11 protein-coding genes, 1 tRNA gene and 3 pseudogenes are annotated in these 16022 nt (G+C 59.4%); 9 read left to right on the top strand and 6 right to left on the bottom strand.

The features are described from left to right. Positions 1–110 precede the first annotated feature (110 nt). The 3 genes and pseudogenes from tnpA (at position 111) to tnpC (ending at position 2946) form a co-directional block, all read left to right on the top strand. Positions 111–1007, top strand: coding sequence for an IS66-like element accessory protein TnpA (gene tnpA, locus ACQR1Y_RS23665; protein WP_434878404.1), 897 nt, complete (start codon positions 111–113; stop codon positions 1005–1007). Then, complete coding sequence (gene tnpB / locus ACQR1Y_RS23660; protein WP_434878403.1) at positions 1004–1357, top strand: IS66 family insertion sequence element accessory protein TnpB; 354 nt, start codon at positions 1004–1006, stop codon at positions 1355–1357. The genes tnpA and tnpB overlap by 4 nt, the downstream gene beginning before the upstream one ends. A gap of 62 nt (positions 1358–1419) precedes the next feature. Beyond that, a pseudogene (gene tnpC / locus ACQR1Y_RS23655) lies at positions 1420–2946 on the top strand (IS66 family transposase). Between the two features lie 397 nt (positions 2947–3343). On the opposite strand, the pseudogene ACQR1Y_RS23650 reads toward tnpC, so the two are convergent. Beyond that, positions 3344–3841, bottom strand: a pseudogene (locus ACQR1Y_RS23650) (transposase); the annotation flags it as partial. Positions 3842–4306: 465 nt separating this feature from the next. Here ACQR1Y_RS23650 and ACQR1Y_RS23645 point away from each other — a divergent pair. Continuing rightward, on the top strand, positions 4307–7579 hold the full coding sequence (locus tag ACQR1Y_RS23645; RefSeq protein ID WP_434878402.1) for a DEAD/DEAH box helicase: 3273 nt from the start codon (positions 4307–4309) through the stop codon (positions 7577–7579). Between the two features lie 31 nt (positions 7580–7610). On the opposite strand, the gene ACQR1Y_RS23640 is transcribed toward ACQR1Y_RS23645, so the two are convergent. Together ACQR1Y_RS23640 and ACQR1Y_RS23635 are read right to left on the bottom strand one after the other, a co-directional pair. Further along, positions 7611–8516 (bottom strand): ImmA/IrrE family metallo-endopeptidase, encoded by a 906-nt coding sequence (locus ACQR1Y_RS23640; RefSeq protein ID WP_434878401.1) that lies wholly within the window; start codon positions 8514–8516, stop codon positions 7611–7613. Next, positions 8516–8833 (bottom strand): helix-turn-helix domain-containing protein, encoded by a 318-nt coding sequence (locus ACQR1Y_RS23635; protein WP_434878400.1) that lies wholly within the window; start codon positions 8831–8833, stop codon positions 8516–8518. The genes ACQR1Y_RS23640 and ACQR1Y_RS23635 overlap by 1 nt, the downstream gene beginning before the upstream one ends. A gap of 121 nt (positions 8834–8954) precedes the next feature. Between ACQR1Y_RS23635 and ACQR1Y_RS23630 the strand changes: the two genes are divergently transcribed. From ACQR1Y_RS23630 to ACQR1Y_RS23615, 4 genes are read left to right on the top strand one after another with little or no spacing between them, the layout of a single operon-like run. Beyond that, a complete protein-coding gene (locus ACQR1Y_RS23630) occupies positions 8955–9629 on the top strand; it encodes a multiubiquitin domain-containing protein (protein WP_434878399.1) in 675 nt (224 codons plus the stop codon). Beyond that, the gene (locus tag ACQR1Y_RS23625; RefSeq protein WP_434878398.1) at positions 9626–9961 is read left to right on the top strand and encodes a hypothetical protein; all 336 of its coding nucleotides are present in this window, start codon (positions 9626–9628) and stop codon (positions 9959–9961) included. Before ACQR1Y_RS23630 ends, ACQR1Y_RS23625 begins: the two co-directional genes overlap by 4 nt. Next, positions 9958–10470, top strand: a complete 513-nt coding sequence (locus tag ACQR1Y_RS23620; protein ID WP_434878397.1) for a hypothetical protein — start codon at positions 9958–9960, stop codon at positions 10468–10470. The genes ACQR1Y_RS23625 and ACQR1Y_RS23620 overlap by 4 nt, the downstream gene beginning before the upstream one ends. Then, complete coding sequence (locus tag ACQR1Y_RS23615; RefSeq protein ID WP_434878396.1) at positions 10467–11288, top strand: HesA/MoeB/ThiF family protein; 822 nt, start codon at positions 10467–10469, stop codon at positions 11286–11288. The genes ACQR1Y_RS23620 and ACQR1Y_RS23615 overlap by 4 nt, the downstream gene beginning before the upstream one ends. Before the next feature lie 523 nt (positions 11289–11811). Here the strand turns inward: ACQR1Y_RS23615 and ACQR1Y_RS23610 are convergent. After that, positions 11812–12753 carry a hypothetical protein gene (locus ACQR1Y_RS23610; RefSeq protein WP_434878395.1) on the bottom strand — a complete coding sequence of 314 codons (942 nt, stop codon included), beginning with the start codon at positions 12751–12753 and terminating at the stop codon, positions 11812–11814. 660 nt (positions 12754–13413) lie between these two features. Next, positions 13414–13647, bottom strand: a complete 234-nt coding sequence (locus ACQR1Y_RS23605) for a helix-turn-helix domain-containing protein (RefSeq protein ID WP_434878394.1) — start codon at positions 13645–13647, stop codon at positions 13414–13416. Between the two features lie 752 nt (positions 13648–14399). Between ACQR1Y_RS23605 and ACQR1Y_RS23600 the strand changes: the two are divergent. Then, positions 14400–15362 (top strand): annotated as a pseudogene (locus tag ACQR1Y_RS23600) (tyrosine-type recombinase/integrase); the annotation flags it as partial. A 189-nt stretch (positions 15363–15551) separates the two neighbouring features. Here ACQR1Y_RS23600 and ACQR1Y_RS23595 read toward each other — a convergent pair. Next, a tRNA-Glu gene (locus ACQR1Y_RS23595) sits at positions 15552–15626 on the bottom strand. Positions 15627–16022: the final 396 nt, after the last annotated feature.

Below are 16022 nucleotides of genomic sequence, written 5' to 3'. Positions count from 1 at the left end.
TGCAGCGGCCGGACGCTTACTCGGCATCGTAACCGTCCGGTCTCTGCACACCTTCCCCCTCATGTGTCGTCGTTCCATTTCGAGTTCTCTGCTGCTGTGGAGAATCTCCGGTGGGATCCAAACATTTCGAGAACAGAGCGCGCCGCGAATGGTGGTCGCTGCACATCGAAGCGTGGCGTCGCAGCGGTCTCGGGATCCGCAAATACTGCCAGCAACAACGTCTGACCGAGAACACTCTGCGGCGTTGGCTGAAGCGGCTGGCCGGCGACGAGGCCGCGCTTAAGCTCGGGAAATATCAGACGGAATTGCGCCGCGAGCGCGCCCGTGAAGAGCGAGAAAAGGCGCTCCGAAAGGGGAAGCAGCGCAGGTTCGCGATCACCTCGGATGTACGCAATCGAGCGTGCCAGGCGTTCTGGGCGATGCATGTCGAGGCGCCGAATTGGAGCGGAATGGAGCCTCGTACCTACGCTGCGGCGATGCAGCTGTCGCCGCATTCGCTGCGCAAATGGCGCGACCGACTGGCCGCCGGCGAGGTGACGATCGATTGGCGCGCCCATCTTCATCCCTCCGCCCGTCCCGCCGTTAGCACTAGTGCCAGGAACTCACAGCCCGAACGCCACTTGACAGCCGCCGAGGTCGGCGATCCGGCCGCGCCCAAAACGCCGGCCCGCCGCTTCTTCAGCGACGAGGAGAAGCTCGCGATTGCCAGGGAAACCGAGCTACCAGGCGCCAAGGTTTCTGCCGTCGCGCGCAAGCATGGGATCGTAACCGGGCTTCTGTTCCGCTGGCGGGCGCAGTCCGGCATTGCGCAAAAGAAGCGCTCCAAGTTCGCCCGTGTTGTGCTGCCCGACGACCTGCCCGCCGCGCGCGCCCTGCGCGATCTCGTGCATCCACCGGAGGGCATGATGGCTGTCGACCTCGCTGACGGACGGCGCGTCTTCGCTCCCGCCGGCAGCGATCCGGATGCGGTCCGGGCGCAGATCGAAAGCGGAGATGCGGCGCCATGATGTTCGTCCCTGCAGGCGTGAAGGTGCACCTGGCGCTCGGTTACACCGACATGCGCAAGGGCATGGACGGCCTTGCGATGCTGGTGCAGGACACGCTGAAGAAGGATCCGTTCTCTGGTCATCTGTTTGCCTTCCGCGGCAAGAAGGCATCGATCCTGAAGGTCCTGCTCTGGGACGGGAACGGGCTTTGTTTGTTCACGAAATGCATCGACCAGGGTGGGCTCGTGTGGCCGGTGATGGCAGGCTATAATGGCTCGATCACACTCACACCAGCCCAACTCGCGATGCTGATCGAAGGCATCGACTGGCGCGCACCAGAGCGGGTCTGGAAGCCTGCAATTGCAGGATAATCTGCAAAATGCAGTGCTGAACTGAGTTGCGATTCTTCTACGAATCAGCGTGTTCGAGTACCATTGGACATGCAGCTCGATCTCTCCCGTCCGATCCTGAGCTTCTGCAGCGCCTGGTGCGCGACATTGCCGCTGCGATCGACCATCGCGACACCGAGATCGAGCGGCTCAAATCCATCATCAAACAGCTGCAGCGAATGCAGTTCGGCCTCAGGTCCGAACGCATCGATCCCGACCAGCTTGCACTCGGTCTGGAGGATCTCGGCAGCGACATCGGCCGCGTGGAAGAAGCGCAACCGAAGGTCACACCGGAAGCCAAATCTCCGCCGCGACGTCGTGAGCTGCCCGATCATCTGCCACGCGAAGACGTTCTGCTTGACGTACAAGACCGGGTCTGCGGCTGCTGTGGCGGTGCTCTCCATCTGATCGGTGAGAGCGTCAGCGAAATGCTGGATTGGGTCCCGGCGCAGCTTCGCGTCGTGCGCACGACCAGACCCAAATACGCCTGCAGAGCTTGCAACAAGGTCGTGCAAGCCGGTGCGCCCGAGCGGTTGATCACTGGCGGTCTGGCGACGCCAGCGCTGCTCGCGCAAGTGTTGATCAGCAAATACTGCGATCATCTTCCGCTCTATCGGCAGTCGCAGATCTTCGACCGTCACGGCGTCGATCTCTGCCGCTCGACGCTCGCAGGTTGGGTTGGTGGCGCATGCTGGTGGCTCGAGGCTTTGCACGAACGGCTGTGCAAGAACGTGTTCGCCTCCAACCATCTCTTTGCTGATGACACGCCGATCCCGGTGCTCGATCCTGGACGCGGACGAACCAAAACGGGACGGCACTGGGTGTACGCCCGCGAGCAACGACCCTGGAGCGGACCTGAACGTCCGGCAGCCATTTATCTGTTCGCGCCGGACCGCAGAGCCGAACATCCAGCCGCACATCTGGCCGCATTCAAGAGCATCCTGCATGTCGACGGATATGCCGACTTCGAGCGATTGGCCGACAAAGAGGGCATCACGCTCGCAGCGTGTTGGAGCCACTCGCGACGCAAGTGCTACGATGTGGCCGAAGCCACGGCGTCCCCCGTGGCAACTGAAGCCCTGCGTCGCATCGGCGAGCTCTATGCAATCGAGGCGCACATCCGCGGCCGATCGCCCGACTACCGTCTTGCCGAACGCAGGACCTTCTCCAAGCCGATCGTCGACGCTATGAACGTCTGGCTCGATGCACAGCTCCGCCTGGTCTCCGGCCGCGGCACGCTTGCCGAGGCGATCCGCTATGCGCTCTCGCGCTGACACGGCCTGACGCGCTTCCTGAACAACGGCCGCGTCGAGCTCGACACCAATCCGGTCGAGCGCGCCATCCGCCCCGTGACCCTCGGCCGCAAGAACCACCTGTTCGCCGGCAGCGATGGCGGCGGACATCGCTGGGCGGTCATCAGCTCGCTGATCACGACCTGCAAGCTGAACGAAGTCGAGCCCTACGCATACCTGCAGGACGTCCTGCAGCGGATGATCGACGGACACCCCGCCAACCGTCTCGACGAATTGCTGCGGTGGAGCTGGACGCTGACTGATCATGTCAACACCTGATGCATGTGCAGCGGCCGGACGCTTACATCGGCGCTTCTCCACCTTCTGCTCCGACAGGATCGTCTCCTCTGCATGATATTATGCGGCTGCACACGAGTGTCGACAACATCGCATTTGTCCGGCTTTCGTCGTGATCTCGGGGTGATGACATCTGGTGGTCCATCCAGGAGTTCGTGCTCAGCCCCGCCTGCCAAGCGGGCGCACATGTCGTCGTCAGAATCGCGGGGCAACACAGACACAATAGCGCGCTCGACGTCTCAATCGAGCTGTCGTCGCCGGCAAGATAGCGTGCTCTCCGCATCCGCTTCGATCCACCAAACGCTTCTCCGCCGATCGGCGGAACCTCAGCCAATCTTCTGTCGTCGCACCGTCTGCCAGACGGCGCTCGCCAGAGCTCTCACATAGCGGTGGCGAGCGCCGTCGGGTTGCTAAGACTCGGTTCAGCGGCACTTTCATCTTCTGCGAACCGGAACACAGATCCGTCGATCCACATGCGATGCATGACCACGGCCAGCTTACCCGCAACAGCCACCACCGCGCGTTTGTGGCCACGCTTGGCTGCGATCCGAACACCCCAGCCTTTGATGCCGCACCATTGCTTGGAGCGCACCAGCATCGCGCTCGCCGTCTCGTAGAGCACGGTGCGAACCTCCCCATCGCCACACTTCGAGATGTACTCTTCGATGTCGATCGATGTGCCCGTCTGTATGCGGCGGAGGTCAGCCCAAAATGCGCCCGTACAGCCTTGGACTTGCTGAACCGGTGCGGATCGTCGATCGCTGCCTTGAAGGTCAAGGCCGTCACGGGACCAGCGCCTGGAACGGCAGAAGCGCCGCCAGAGCTCGTCCCGGCCGACCATTTGAACCAGCAAGCCGTGCAGCCTCTTGTACTCGGTCCGCCGGGTTGGTGCGGGCCGGAGGACGCGAAGCGACCGACTACCCGGCCGGCGTCTTCCGCCCGCAGGGCCTAGCCTTGACAGCCTGGGGGCCGCGGGCCCCGGCTTTCCACTCCGGAGTACCAATCACGTGACTTGCTGGCACGCCACGGGGGCCATTCCCGCTCGGCTGCAGGACGGGTGACGCGGGTAATTGCCGGTCGCTCCACTATCGTCGGTCGACAGTTCGTCAACAGGATTTGGCTTGCATTACTCGAAACAACCTTGACTTCAAAGTCAGGTGATGAGTCGATCAAAAAACTACTCTCAGTCCGTTCTTCCGAATTCGCTACTTCAGTTCCAATTGCGATAACCTGTAATCAAGGGTCTCGACATTTGAAGCTATCCGCTCTCGTAAATGATCCAAGGACTTCAATCGATGGCGGTACTCTGTCTTCGATAGATGCGCCGACTTTCGACCGCCTGATGGCAGACCTTCGGAAGTTCAGATTTTGGACCCGAGAAAGCGGGGATGAACCACACCTATGGGAGCATCAGCGCACTGCTGTCTCTCTGGCATGCGCATACCTTGTTTGTGACCCGCACATTCCCGACCGACCTGCGCTGCGAGAGGCTGCACTCCTCAAGCTACCGACGGGAACGGGCAAGTCTGGCATAGTCGCCGTACTCTCAAGGTGCGTGCCGAACGTTCGCTGCGTTCTCATATTGGTTCCGCGCGAGGCACTGCGAGACCAGCTATCCGACGATCTGCAATGGAGATTCTGGCAGCACATCGGCTATCGCACAACCGAGAACTCAACTTTCCTCGGTGATCCTGGGGAGATCGGCCGACCTTTGGACCCGGCCTACATATCAGACTTGTTGCCAAGCACGATCCGACAGATCGACACTCACCTTCCGGGACAAGACCGTGTCGTCCTTATCGGAACGCACCAAGCCTTCGATCAAATCCGACGAACCAAACGTCACTCCGACCCTGATGTTGCCGCCGAGGCTGCGCAGTTCCTCGCAAATCTGGCATCCCGCGTGGACTTGGTCATCGTTGACGAGGGGCACTACGAACCAGCTATTTCGTGGTCAAAGGGAGTTCGTGATCTAAATAAACCGACAATCCTTCTAAGTGCGACACCCTACCGCAATGATTACAAGTCATTCCGCGTCCGAGGCAGATTCGTCTTCAACTATCCGCACGAGAAAGCCACCGCAACAAAGGTGATCCGGCCGATAGATTTCATCGGCGCTCCCAGCAATTCGAAGTCGGCGCTCACGGCATTTCTCCGGCTGCTTGATGAAAAGCTCAGGCCTGTATTGACGAATGCGGGAAGGTGGACAAAGACCCCGAAGGTCATCGTGCGGGCGGAAACCCTCGACCAGCTCCTGAAGCTCCAGGACAAGATTGATACGACCTTCAATACAAGTAGCGTCGTCGTCCACGAAGAGGCAAAGCCTCTTCGAAAGGGTTTGAAAGGCGCGGCAAAGAACGATTATCGCGGAACCAAGGTCTCGGTGATGCGGAAGCGCCACCCAAATGCGCAGTTCTGGCTTCACCAGTCGAAGCTGATCGAGGGGGTTGATGATCCAGATTTCGTCGCTATCGCGATCTTCGATCTGATGGGCAACGACCGCCAGATCATCCAGCAAATCGGGCGCGTCATTCGGTGGAAGCAGCGGGCAGGCAAGTCTCCACAAACGGGGACGGTGCTCGCCTTGGATGCCAACGCCGACAGACTTCGGCGGACTTGGAAGCGATATCTTTCATTTGAGGGCTACTGCGCGAGCAACGTTGGCCATATCGTCTCCAATGAAGTTGCTTTGCCGGATCGGGTATTGGAGATCATGCCTGATTACCAATACATCTCTGGCGCCTTCAGAGAACGCCTCGCCCTCACAAGGCCGCTTTCGGCCGAAGACATACAGCTTCCTCTGTCTGGAGCAGTTTTCGAAAAGGTCGATCCTGTAGATCCCTGGGACGCCAAGGAAATAATCGAAGACGCGATCCTGGACGAGGACAGATTTCGCGTAACTCCGATCGTGGGACTGCCCAATAACGCGATCGGGTTCAGCTATTATGGTTGGCGCAATTCGCCGTTTCTGGTCGACCAGTTCTTCTCCGAATGGACCCTAGGTGTGTTCATTCTGGTGGATTGCGGCCGGCTCACCATCATTCACGATACTGGTCGGATCGTTGTTGATCCTGCAAAGCTTGGATTGGGGCGCGGCAGCCGCCAACTGTTGGAAAGAGCCTTTCCTGCAGGTGCTGATCCCTCATCAGTTCGTTTGACACGCATGTCATTTTCCTCATTGGACATGTCCGAACATTCCATCCGAAGCATGGCGACGCGGACGCGCTCGTTCGCAACGACGTTCACCGATCTTCTGGACCCCTCGCTGGTGCCAATTACCGCATTTGGCTTCGTGTCCAGGCGCGCCCGTTACATCGGCTTCGCAAAAAGTCGAATACGTGATGCGGCAGAGCGATATCGCCCTCTAGGAGCCTACCTGAAGTGGGCAGAAGGTGTCGCTACCGAGCTGAGCGATACCGGACGGGTCCGCAGCTCGGTTTTCGACCGTTATGCGCAAGTCGCCGGACCGCTGACCTCAAAAGATGCTCAACCAAGGTCTATCCTGCTTAACTTTTCCGAGGATGCATTTGCAGATCGCGCGTCGGATACCGAGGATGCCAGAGCTACGGGCGTGGATCAGGAGCTTGAATACGAAGACCTCTGCGCCGAAATTGACGATGACGGAAATTTTACGGTCGTGGTCGGCGGCACAAAGATCGATTGCAACATCGAGTATCGCGAAGCGAGCGGCCGATACCTCCTCCGCTCGGAAGACCTCAATGCACTCGACGAGCCACTCCCTATAAGTGATCGCCGCAACACTGTCCCGCTCACCCAACGAATAAACCAGGCGCAGTCGTTCCGGATCATCCCCGCCAGGGCAGACCTAGTTTACAGCGAAGGCAAGTTCTACCGCCCCAGGATAGACCTCAAACTTCCAGATGGGTCTCTCCCTGTGCTTGAGGACGTCTTCGCCGTCCCCCGGCTTGAGGAGGCAATCAGCGAAAAAGGTCAAAAAACCGGACCTATCCAATTCACCAACCACTCCGTCTGGCAAAGGCAGACGGTCTTCGGGGTTGTCGAGGCGATTTGCAATGCTGCTGCAAATGGAGCCCCCGTTCGGGTTTGGGGCGAACTCGGGAAGCGACTCAAGTCCTACTCGATCGTCTTGTGCGACGATGACAATGAGGAGACCTGCGACTTCATTGCCGCCAATCCGGCTGAAAAGCGAATCGTCTTCATCCACGCAAAGGCAGGTGGGGATGGAACAGCCAACTATAACGTTGGTGCACTAGAGGTCGTCGGGCGCCAGGCGCTAGCGTCATTGGCGTTCCTCACGAGAGCCAATGTTCCTCCAAGCTGGACTGCATCGCGGTGGCGCGCAGACGTCAGAGCCAATGATCGGGTCCTTGCCGGACGTGGCCGGGTTTTCCTAAATGCAGATGGCCTTTCAGTGGACGAGCTGAACGAGGCCATAAAGCAGGCAAGCTTGAACAACTCATTCGAACGCGAGGTCTGGATCGTTGCAGGCAATATGGTCAGACGTAGTTCGCTAGAAAAAGCGATCACCGACGACCCTGATGGACGGCGGCTGCGTCAATTCCTGATGCACCTAGATGCGCTCAAAACCGGGTGCGCGAGGGCCAACGTGCGACTACGGCTTTTCTGTCACTGAGCTTTCCAAGCCGCCAAGCCATCCGTCCTTGCTAGCGCCTGTTCCAGTTTCGGTCTTCGTCCTCGTCGTCTTCCTCAGCCTGTTCAATAGTCAGCAGTGTGGTGGCCCAACCATTGGCCTGAGCCATGGTCTGCTCGTAGATTGCCTCAACTCGACCTCGCTTCTCGAGCCAGGTGCTCGTCGATACTTCCTTGTGATCAGAAACATCTCCAGGACGGGACTTCCCGACCCAGGTTCTCGTAAAGGCCGCCTCTGGAACCGGCGAACCCGACCGCAGTCCCATATACGGGAAATCGGTGGCAGGAATGATCCTTCGGATGACCCGATCCTGCGATATGATGATGGCAGCAAGATCTTCGACGTCTCTGACGTAGACGCCGGACATCATTTCCAAGGACACGTCAAAGCTTTTTGCCAATTCGCGCAGGCGACCGAGGTCAGCGCCTTTGCCAAGTTTGCGCCTCTCAGCCCGAAACTCAGGCATCGGCACCAACAGCTCCGCAGCGAATTCGTTGGCCTGGATCTCAATCCGCTGCGCAGGCGGGATGGAATCCCATTTCTGATTGCTAGACCGATTACGTTTGAGGTCGGCACTTGAGCATTCAAACTTCACCTTCGCCAGTCGGTGCGATGGAATCAGGAAGTGCCCGATTTCGTGGCCGATGGTGAAGTTTCTGCGGCCCGACCTCATTCCCTTACGAAGGCCAATTGCCCCGCGCCCTTCGGAGATTACCAAGGTGCCCTCAAATTCCTTGGTTTCGAATTCCTTCATGCCGACGATACCGACGTCCTCCGCGATCTTCGCGAGCGGGAGCGCGAGGGGCACCGCGCCCAACTGCGTTCGCAGTTGACGGTGGATTTCGAGCGCCAGCTTCTTCGGCTCCGCGATGTCGCCGAGCTCCACAGGATCTATGGTGAACGTCGGACTCTCCGCCATCACTTCTTCTTCGCGATCATATTGAGCAGGTCTTCGAGAACCTGGAACTGCCCCTCTTCGAGGCTGTCCAGCTTGTCGAGATTTTTCCGGAAGAACATTTCGGCCTGACCGGCAGCAGGCGTCTCATCGATGAGATACGCCACGGTGGTATCAAAGTACGCGGCCAACTTCTTGAGGAGGTCGAGGGACGGGTTAGTGCTTCGATTGCTTTCAAGTTCCCAAATGTGGGCTTTGCTCGCTCCTATCGCATCCGCAACCTCTTGTAACGACTTGCGTTTTTTTATTCTGAGTCCCTTTATTCGATCGCCAAGCAGCATCAGATTTCCCTGAAATTGTATTGATATATCGAACGAACCGTTCATAACAGTTGACGCCGAACGTTTCGTCTGATATAACCATACAGTGCCGGATCAACGGCGGATACGCAAGGAGATTTCTATGCCCATTGAGACCCCGCCGGAAGATGCCGGCAAGCACCACCAGTTCTCGTACACCATCAACGGGAACCATCATCAGACCGGAGACCGTATCCAGGATGCCCGCAAGCTGCTGCGGTCCTCTGGGTTCGATCCCGCTGACGACCATGTCCTCATAGAACTGCTGCGCCCGGGAAGCCGCTCGGTCGGCCTGGACGAGGACGTCGCCCTGGCCGGCGAGAGAGGGAAGGAATTCCGCGCCTTTCTGATCGACCGGACGTTCAACTTCACCGTCGACGAGGTCGGCTACGCGTGGGGCAGCCCCACCATCGCCGAGCCGGAGATGCGCGATATCGCCTGCGTCCCGGACGGCAAAGCGCTGGTGCTGGACCGCCAGGACGAAGCGGACTTGATCCTGCACGAGCACGCCACCATCGACCTAGCCGCCCGTGGCACCGAACATCTCCGCACCCAGAACCGGACGGTCACGGTCTTCTACAAGGAGAAGCCGTACGAGCTGCGTCCCGGCAACTACACCGGCGCCCAGTTGGCCGCCGTCTTCGGCGTGCCCAACCAGTACATCCTCGACCTCGTCACCCAGGACGGCGAGTTCAAGGAGATCGCCCCCAACCAGTCGGTGCACATCAAGGACGACATGCACTTCGTGTCGCACCCCCCCTGCGGACAGTCTTCATGATCGACGCCGCAAGCCAGTTCGCCGAAATCCGCAAGCTGTATCCCAATGCGGACATGTGGACGGAAGGCGGCCAGCAAGCCGTCTACCTGCCGCAGCTCAGAATCGCGAACCAGGGCGCCACGGTGATCCGTGACGTCCTGCTCTGGCCGGCGGCAAGGGAGGGATATTCGACCCGTCTCTTCCTGTCGGAACCCGTGAGGGCCCCCAGTGCCAATAACTGGAATCCGTTCAACATCTGCGGTCGTAGCTGGTACGCCTGCTCCTGGCAGGGCGTGCCGGCTACGCTGCCTTGGGTAGAGATCCTCGCGAACCACCTGAGTGCCTTCAAATGAAGATCCACCTCAAGATCACCGATCAACTTTTGTCCACCGCACGCAGCGACCTCGATCGCCCCCACCCGTTCGCTCATGAACGGGTGGGCTTCTTCACGGCCAAGGCCACCATCGCGGATGAAATCCTCGTCATCCTGGCCGCAGACTATCAACCCGTCTCTGACGAGGACTACGATTGCGACCCCAACCCTAATGTTGGCGCGAGGATCGGCAGTAACGCCATGCGCAAGGCGTTGCAGTTCGCCTACAAGTCGCGCGCCTCGCTACTGCACGTTCACAGCCATGGAAGGCTGGGACGGCCGCAGTTCAGCCGTGTCGACTTGGGCAGCGGGGCGGAATTCGTGCCCGGCTTCTTCCACGCCATCCCGCGGATGCCCCACGGGATGATGGTCCTCAGCAACAATTCCGCCAATGCCATGATCTGGCTGAATGAAAACGACCGTGGCCGGTACGTTTCCGAGATCTCCGTGATCGGACCGCAGATCATCAAGCACGGAGACGCGCAATGAGCTGGCTGGATCGACAGAGCTTCCTCGGAACCGACAGCGAACAAGTTTTCCTGAAAACGCGGGTCGGCATCGTTGGCCTTGGTGGCGGAGGCTCCCACGTCGCCCAGCAACTGGCCCACGTCGGAATCGGTTCGTTCGCTCTGGTGGACCCCGACGTGATGGAGGACACCAATTTGAATAGGCTGGTCGGCGGGACGCACGACGACGTCAAGGGCCGGACGCCCAAGGTCTTGATCGCCGAACGCGTGATCAAGGGAGTTCGGCCCGACGCGCAAGTCACCATTGTGCAGGACTATTGGCAATCTGCCGGCGATGCCCTCAAGCTTTGCGACGTCATTGTTGGCGGTCTGGACAAGGTCGACGCGAAAAGCCAACTCGACGCATTCTGCCGCCGCCACCTCATTCCTTACATTGACATGGGAATGGACGTACATGGCCACGACGGAGATTTCCTGATCGCCGGTCAGGTGGTTCTGTCGGCGCCTGGCGGCCCCTGTCTGCGTTGTTGCCACGTCGTAACCGAGACGCTTCTGGAGAAGGAAGCAAAAAAGTATGGCGAGGCCGGCAGCAACCCCCAGGTGGTTTGGCCAAATGGAATCTTGGCCTCATCTGCTGTCGGGCTGCTCGTTCGCCTAGTCACGCCCTGGGCCTCTACAGCAAGCCGAAGCGCATACCTTGAGTACGATGGGAACCTAGGTACCGTCACTGAAAGCCAGCGCATGAGTCATATGAAGCCCGGCCATTGCCGGCACTACCCCGCAGATGAATTGGGCGATCCAGGCTTCGACATTCGAACTTTCCGACCAACGATTCGCTAGTCATCGGGCGCTACGGGACGTCACGTTCCGCTGAACGCTGCTAAAGAAACGCCCTTCGGCCAAGCGGACGCGCCTCGCTTAGTTCAGCTGGTCTCGGCCCGAATACAACCGGCAGTCGAATTACTCACTGTGCGTTCACGACATAAGGTTGCAAGCGCCCGAGAACGAGATCCCGCATCAGGTCCCGTGTGAGATTTTACCTGCAGGCGGCCGTTGACCTGCATGGTGCCCACACAGGACGGCCTCTGTGAGGTCTGGCCGCCCGAATTCAGCATCCAGCCCCGCCGACTCTACGGATACAGAAGGAGCGGCAGCCCCTGCAGCAGGGCATTGCCCCCGTCAACGCGGCGGCGACCGCGTTCAGCTTGGCCAGAAAGTGAATGCGGTCGCCAACCTCTTGGGACCACTCAAGTACGCCATCGGATACGCCGGCTTGGTGAGGGCGGACCACATCCGGAAGGCCGCAGATCCAAACGCGGCAACGATGGCCGCTATCGTCAAGAACGCTTTCATCCCTGAACCTCTAAACCGCTTTCGTCCATTGAAGGTCGATATCATCGGCCATGTCGGGTTCAAGTCTTTGTACGCTGAACGGCCGGACCTTTCGCAGATAGCCCGCTCCACGCAACACCCGCTGAAATGTGGACCAATTGATCTCGTCGGAATCGTTCTCAACGTCGCTAAGATAGATCCTGACCCACTTCGGCTCATTTCGCTTCAGCAAGACAGCGCGACGACGCGTTACAATTCGACCCTTGGTGCCGTTGTTGTTGTCGATCTGAATTACGATGTCGCCCTCGCGGCACTCCTTGGCGAACTTGGCTTTCTTGCTCCACCGCATCCAGGTATATTCTTCGGCCGTAGCACCGAGATTTTCATTGATCTTCCGAGTGGCCCGATCAATCAGGTTCTGCTCATCCACCGACGGATCGCGCGCCAAATCATGCACGCCAACTATCCAAGTCGCATTCCCAAGCGGCCGCACTGGGGTCCGCGGTCTATCCTTCGTGTTTGACCATCCCTTGCGAACAACCTCGATTTTGCAGAGCTTTGCAATGGCAGATTCGTCCAAGAGACTGCGCTTGGTCGCGAGCTGAGCGACAAACGACGCCACTCCTGATCGAACCGTCGGCGCGTCCGTGAGAACGGCTGCTTCGGTAAGACGCGAACCAGACATGTTGGCGGACCCCACGATGGCATGTCCGCCAAGCAACATGACTTTCGAATGGAGATCCTTGTGGCTATGGATGGCCACCTTCTTCTTGTGCAGACCCGCAAGCAACTTGGCGTCGGTTTGCCCTGACTGGATCGATCCCACGGACGCGTCAACGACAAGCACATCGCCTTCGCGTAAGCCGATATGGTCTTTCGTCACGTAGGCGATCGCGAGTTTGCGAACCGGGGCCTTCTCTGCCAACCGCTTTGCTTCGGTCCAGATCTCTTTCGTCGTCAAGACACGTTGCATGCGACCCTCGCGCAATCCGTCGGTTCTGCTTGGCCGTTACTCAGGACATCTATTTTTATGGATTCAGAACAACTAATCTCTGTCAAGCCAGCCTAGCGACCCAAGTAGTTGCCATCGCTGTAGTTACCATGATCTGACCGGCAGCTGACCGCTTCCTCCGGCGACTGAATATGCCGACATAAGAGGAGGCAGGGGGGCTCAAAGATGAGGAAGTCCCTCCGGGTCGACTCGGCCCGCAATCAGCAACGGCGACGCCCGCAGCGGCCTCCGCCAGACCCTGCTGCAGGCCCAGCCCATCCACTAACGCGGGCCGGCATCCTGGTCCGCCAGCGGAGCCGGGACGCGGCCTAGAAGCCCACAGAGCATCTCCGGCGCGATCAGCCTGACATGGACGACCTGGTCGCGCAGCGCGCCGGACCCGCGCCGCGCGCTCACGGCGCCGGAAAGGTGATCATTTTGAAAGGCGGGCCGACAGCGTAAGTTGAGAGGGAGTAGGTCATCATGCCGCCGCCGCGGAGTGCCATGCGGCTCGATGTTGCATTCCCCCTTTCTTGAAGACAACCCCTCCCCCGTTCCTTGCCGCGACCAGGTAACTGAGTCCAATACGGCGCCTATTAGGGGCTTTCGCATATCGGCGTCCGCGAGCTGCTGCAGAGGGCGCTATTCCTTCACTCTCTTCGACGGAGCGTCGGGCTTCAGTAAATCGAGATAATCCACATCGAGTGCTATCGACAGCTCGTAAATCGTCACGACAGTTGGGTTGCGCTGCCCCTTCTCCAGGCCGCTTATGTACTGCTGGCTGAAGCCAGAAATCTCCGCCAGCTTCTCCTGAGTCATTTCTTTGTTTTTTCGGATCCGCAGAACGTTACGGCCGACCAACCGACGCATGTCCATGGGCAGAAGTCAGCCCATTGCGTGCTTGGTTTTTATCAACTATAGTATGTATTCACTAAAGTATGTAACGCCCGATCGGCCTAAGAGGAGGTTCTGTGTCGCAAGGTCGTTTCGCCGAACCAAATTCGCAGGGTCGTGCCGTGGCAGTGACTGCGATTGAACATGGCAACGTGGTCATTACAGTCGCAAGCTTAGCGTGCGAGCGCATCGTGTCCGCCGCCCCGGTCTGCGGCTTCATCACCACGATTTTGGGAGGTCCACTTCGCGGCGAGACGCGGAAGAGCAGAACGTGGAGCGGGATGATTCGCAGTCACTCGGACGCTGTATCTCGCGTCTCCGAGCTCCTCGTGTCCGAGCAGGATGACGCCTCGCAAGCTGACGATGAGCACCCGCGATAGAACCCGTGAACCGACCCTTTTGCTTCCGGTAGCGCGATGACACTTCCGAAGGACGGAAAGGCCTTCACTCTTACCTGATCCAAAGCCTAGACACGTCCTCCGGCGTTTTTCCGGCAGGTGCACAGGGCTTCGGAAAGGGTATTCAATCGATGCCAAGGCAGACGGCTCTCCCGTCATCCCTAAAGCCACGGCTCATTACTCGCGAGGCGGCAGCCGCCTACATCTGCGTTTCAGCCAACGTCTTTGACCAAATGGTGCGAGCAGGCACTATGCCAAGGCCCAAAATCCTAGGTGAGCGCCGGAAAGCATGGGACGTCCGAGAACTGGACACTGCCATTGATCTGCTGCCTTCAGATGGCAATGATCCTGGCCTTGACGAGACGTGGAGCGATGTCGATGCCTCGAAGGTTGCCGCCATACGTTGAGCGCAATCACGTCAAGGGGCATACATACCTGTCATTTCGGCGCGGCAAGGGTCGGCGCATTCGCCTGCCAGATGACCCGACCAGCCATGAGTTCATGTCAGCCTACCAAAGCGCGCTTCTCGGTCAGGTGACAACGTCGAGACCCGAAATCCGCTCTCCCGTTCAGGGCACAATCTCCGCGCTGATCGCCTCTTACATGCGAAGCTCGGAGTACATCGGCCTTCGAAAGACCAGCAAGGAGGGGTACGGCAGACGCCTCGAGGCCCTCAGAATCGAGCACGGGCATCGGACAGTCGCTGGACTTTCTCGCGAGCGCATCATCACCGGCATTCTTCAGCCGTTCGCCGACCGGCCCGGCGCGGCTCTCGATACTCTCAAGAAACTTCGCATTCTGATCCGCCACGCCATCAACATCGGCTGGATCAAGCACGATCCGTCGCTCGGGATAAAGCGACCCAAGCTTCAGCGCATCAGATCTTGGACCGAGGATGAGATCGAGCTGTTCCGCAAGAGGTGGCCTCTGGAAACCAAACAGCGGCTGGCCTTCGAACTGTTCTTGAACACGGGCCAGCGACGATCGGATGTGGTCCGCATGGCGTGGTCCCACATCACGCCAGAAAACAGGATCGCCGTCGCCCAGCAGAAGACAGGACGGCGATTGTTGATTCCGCTCCACCGTGACCTGCTTTCGGCCCTGGCTGTCGCAAAACGTGACCACGTGTCGATCATCACGACCGCCTACGGTCAGTCCTTCAGCGTTGACGGCTTCAGCCAATGGATGCGCGATGCCATTACTGACGCAGGCCTGCCGCTCGGTTGTCAGCCACACGGCCTACGGAAGGCGACCGGCCGCCGCCTGGCGGAGGCTGGCGCGACGGCAAAGATGATCATGTCCGTCCTTGGACACACCACTCTTGCAGAGGCTGAGCGATACACCGAGGAGGCCGATCAGGCGAGCCTTGCGGTCGATGCTCTGGCGCGGCTTGAAGGACACAAGGCGAACGGTCTTCCCCAAACGCAATCCGCCGGTTTGGGAAAACCGACCAAAAGCTCAAAGAAATCAGCGGGGAAAAGGCAGAACTGGCGCTCCCTAGGGGAATCGAACCCCTGTTTCAGCCTTGAGAGGGCCGCGTCCTAACCGCTAGACGAAGGGAGCGTGAGGTGAACCGCATAGCCTTGAACGCGCCGCGCCGCAAGACGGGGGATGGGAGTTTTTTGGGGGTGGAGGAGAGAGTCCCCGTGGGGACCCCCACCCCCGCCCCCTCCCCGCAAGGGGGAGGGGAGGCGGACTGCCCGGGTGGTGGAGGGGAGCGGGTCCCAATGGGGACAAAAACGGCCGGCCGCGACCGCGGTGGGCTCCCTCTCCCGCTTGCGGGGGAGGGTCGGGGTGGGGGCGGCCGCGGCGGCGGTGCGTGTGGAGAGAGGCCCCCACCCGCATCGCATCTCGCGATGCGATGCGACCTCCCCCGCAAGCGGGCAGGGGAATCGCATGTGAAATTACGCTGTAAGGCATTGTGATCCGGTCAAAAATCGATTCTGAAGGCGGCTCCTG

It is taken from the genome of Bradyrhizobium sp. HKCCYLRH3099 (assembly GCF_051167855.1).
Lineage (GTDB): Bacteria > Pseudomonadota > Alphaproteobacteria > Rhizobiales > Xanthobacteraceae > Bradyrhizobium.
Note: the sequence above shows the minus strand (reverse complement) of the source record. Positions and strands in the feature narration are given on the sequence as shown.

Excerpts from the sequence above, each read along its gene's own strand:
- tnpB (WP_434878403.1), top strand. The coding sequence starts at position 1,004 with ATGATGTTCGTCCCTGCAGGCGTGAAGGTGCACCTGGCGCTCGGTTAC.
- ACQR1Y_RS23645 (WP_434878402.1), top strand. The coding sequence starts at position 4,307 with ATGGCAGACCTTCGGAAGTTCAGATTTTGGACCCGAGAAAGCGGGGAT.
- ACQR1Y_RS23640 (WP_434878401.1), bottom strand. The coding sequence starts at position 8,516 with ATGGCGGAGAGTCCGACGTTCACCATAGATCCTGTGGAGCTCGGCGAC.
- ACQR1Y_RS23635 (WP_434878400.1), bottom strand. The coding sequence starts at position 8,833 with ATGCTGCTTGGCGATCGAATAAAGGGACTCAGAATAAAAAAACGCAAG.
- ACQR1Y_RS23630 (WP_434878399.1), top strand. The coding sequence starts at position 8,955 with ATGCCCATTGAGACCCCGCCGGAAGATGCCGGCAAGCACCACCAGTTC.
- ACQR1Y_RS23625 (WP_434878398.1), top strand. The coding sequence starts at position 9,626 with ATGATCGACGCCGCAAGCCAGTTCGCCGAAATCCGCAAGCTGTATCCC.
- ACQR1Y_RS23620 (WP_434878397.1), top strand. The coding sequence starts at position 9,958 with ATGAAGATCCACCTCAAGATCACCGATCAACTTTTGTCCACCGCACGC.
- ACQR1Y_RS23615 (WP_434878396.1), top strand. The coding sequence starts at position 10,467 with ATGAGCTGGCTGGATCGACAGAGCTTCCTCGGAACCGACAGCGAACAA.
- ACQR1Y_RS23610 (WP_434878395.1), bottom strand. The coding sequence starts at position 12,753 with ATGCAACGTGTCTTGACGACGAAAGAGATCTGGACCGAAGCAAAGCGG.
- ACQR1Y_RS23605 (WP_434878394.1), bottom strand. The coding sequence starts at position 13,647 with ATGGACATGCGTCGGTTGGTCGGCCGTAACGTTCTGCGGATCCGAAAA.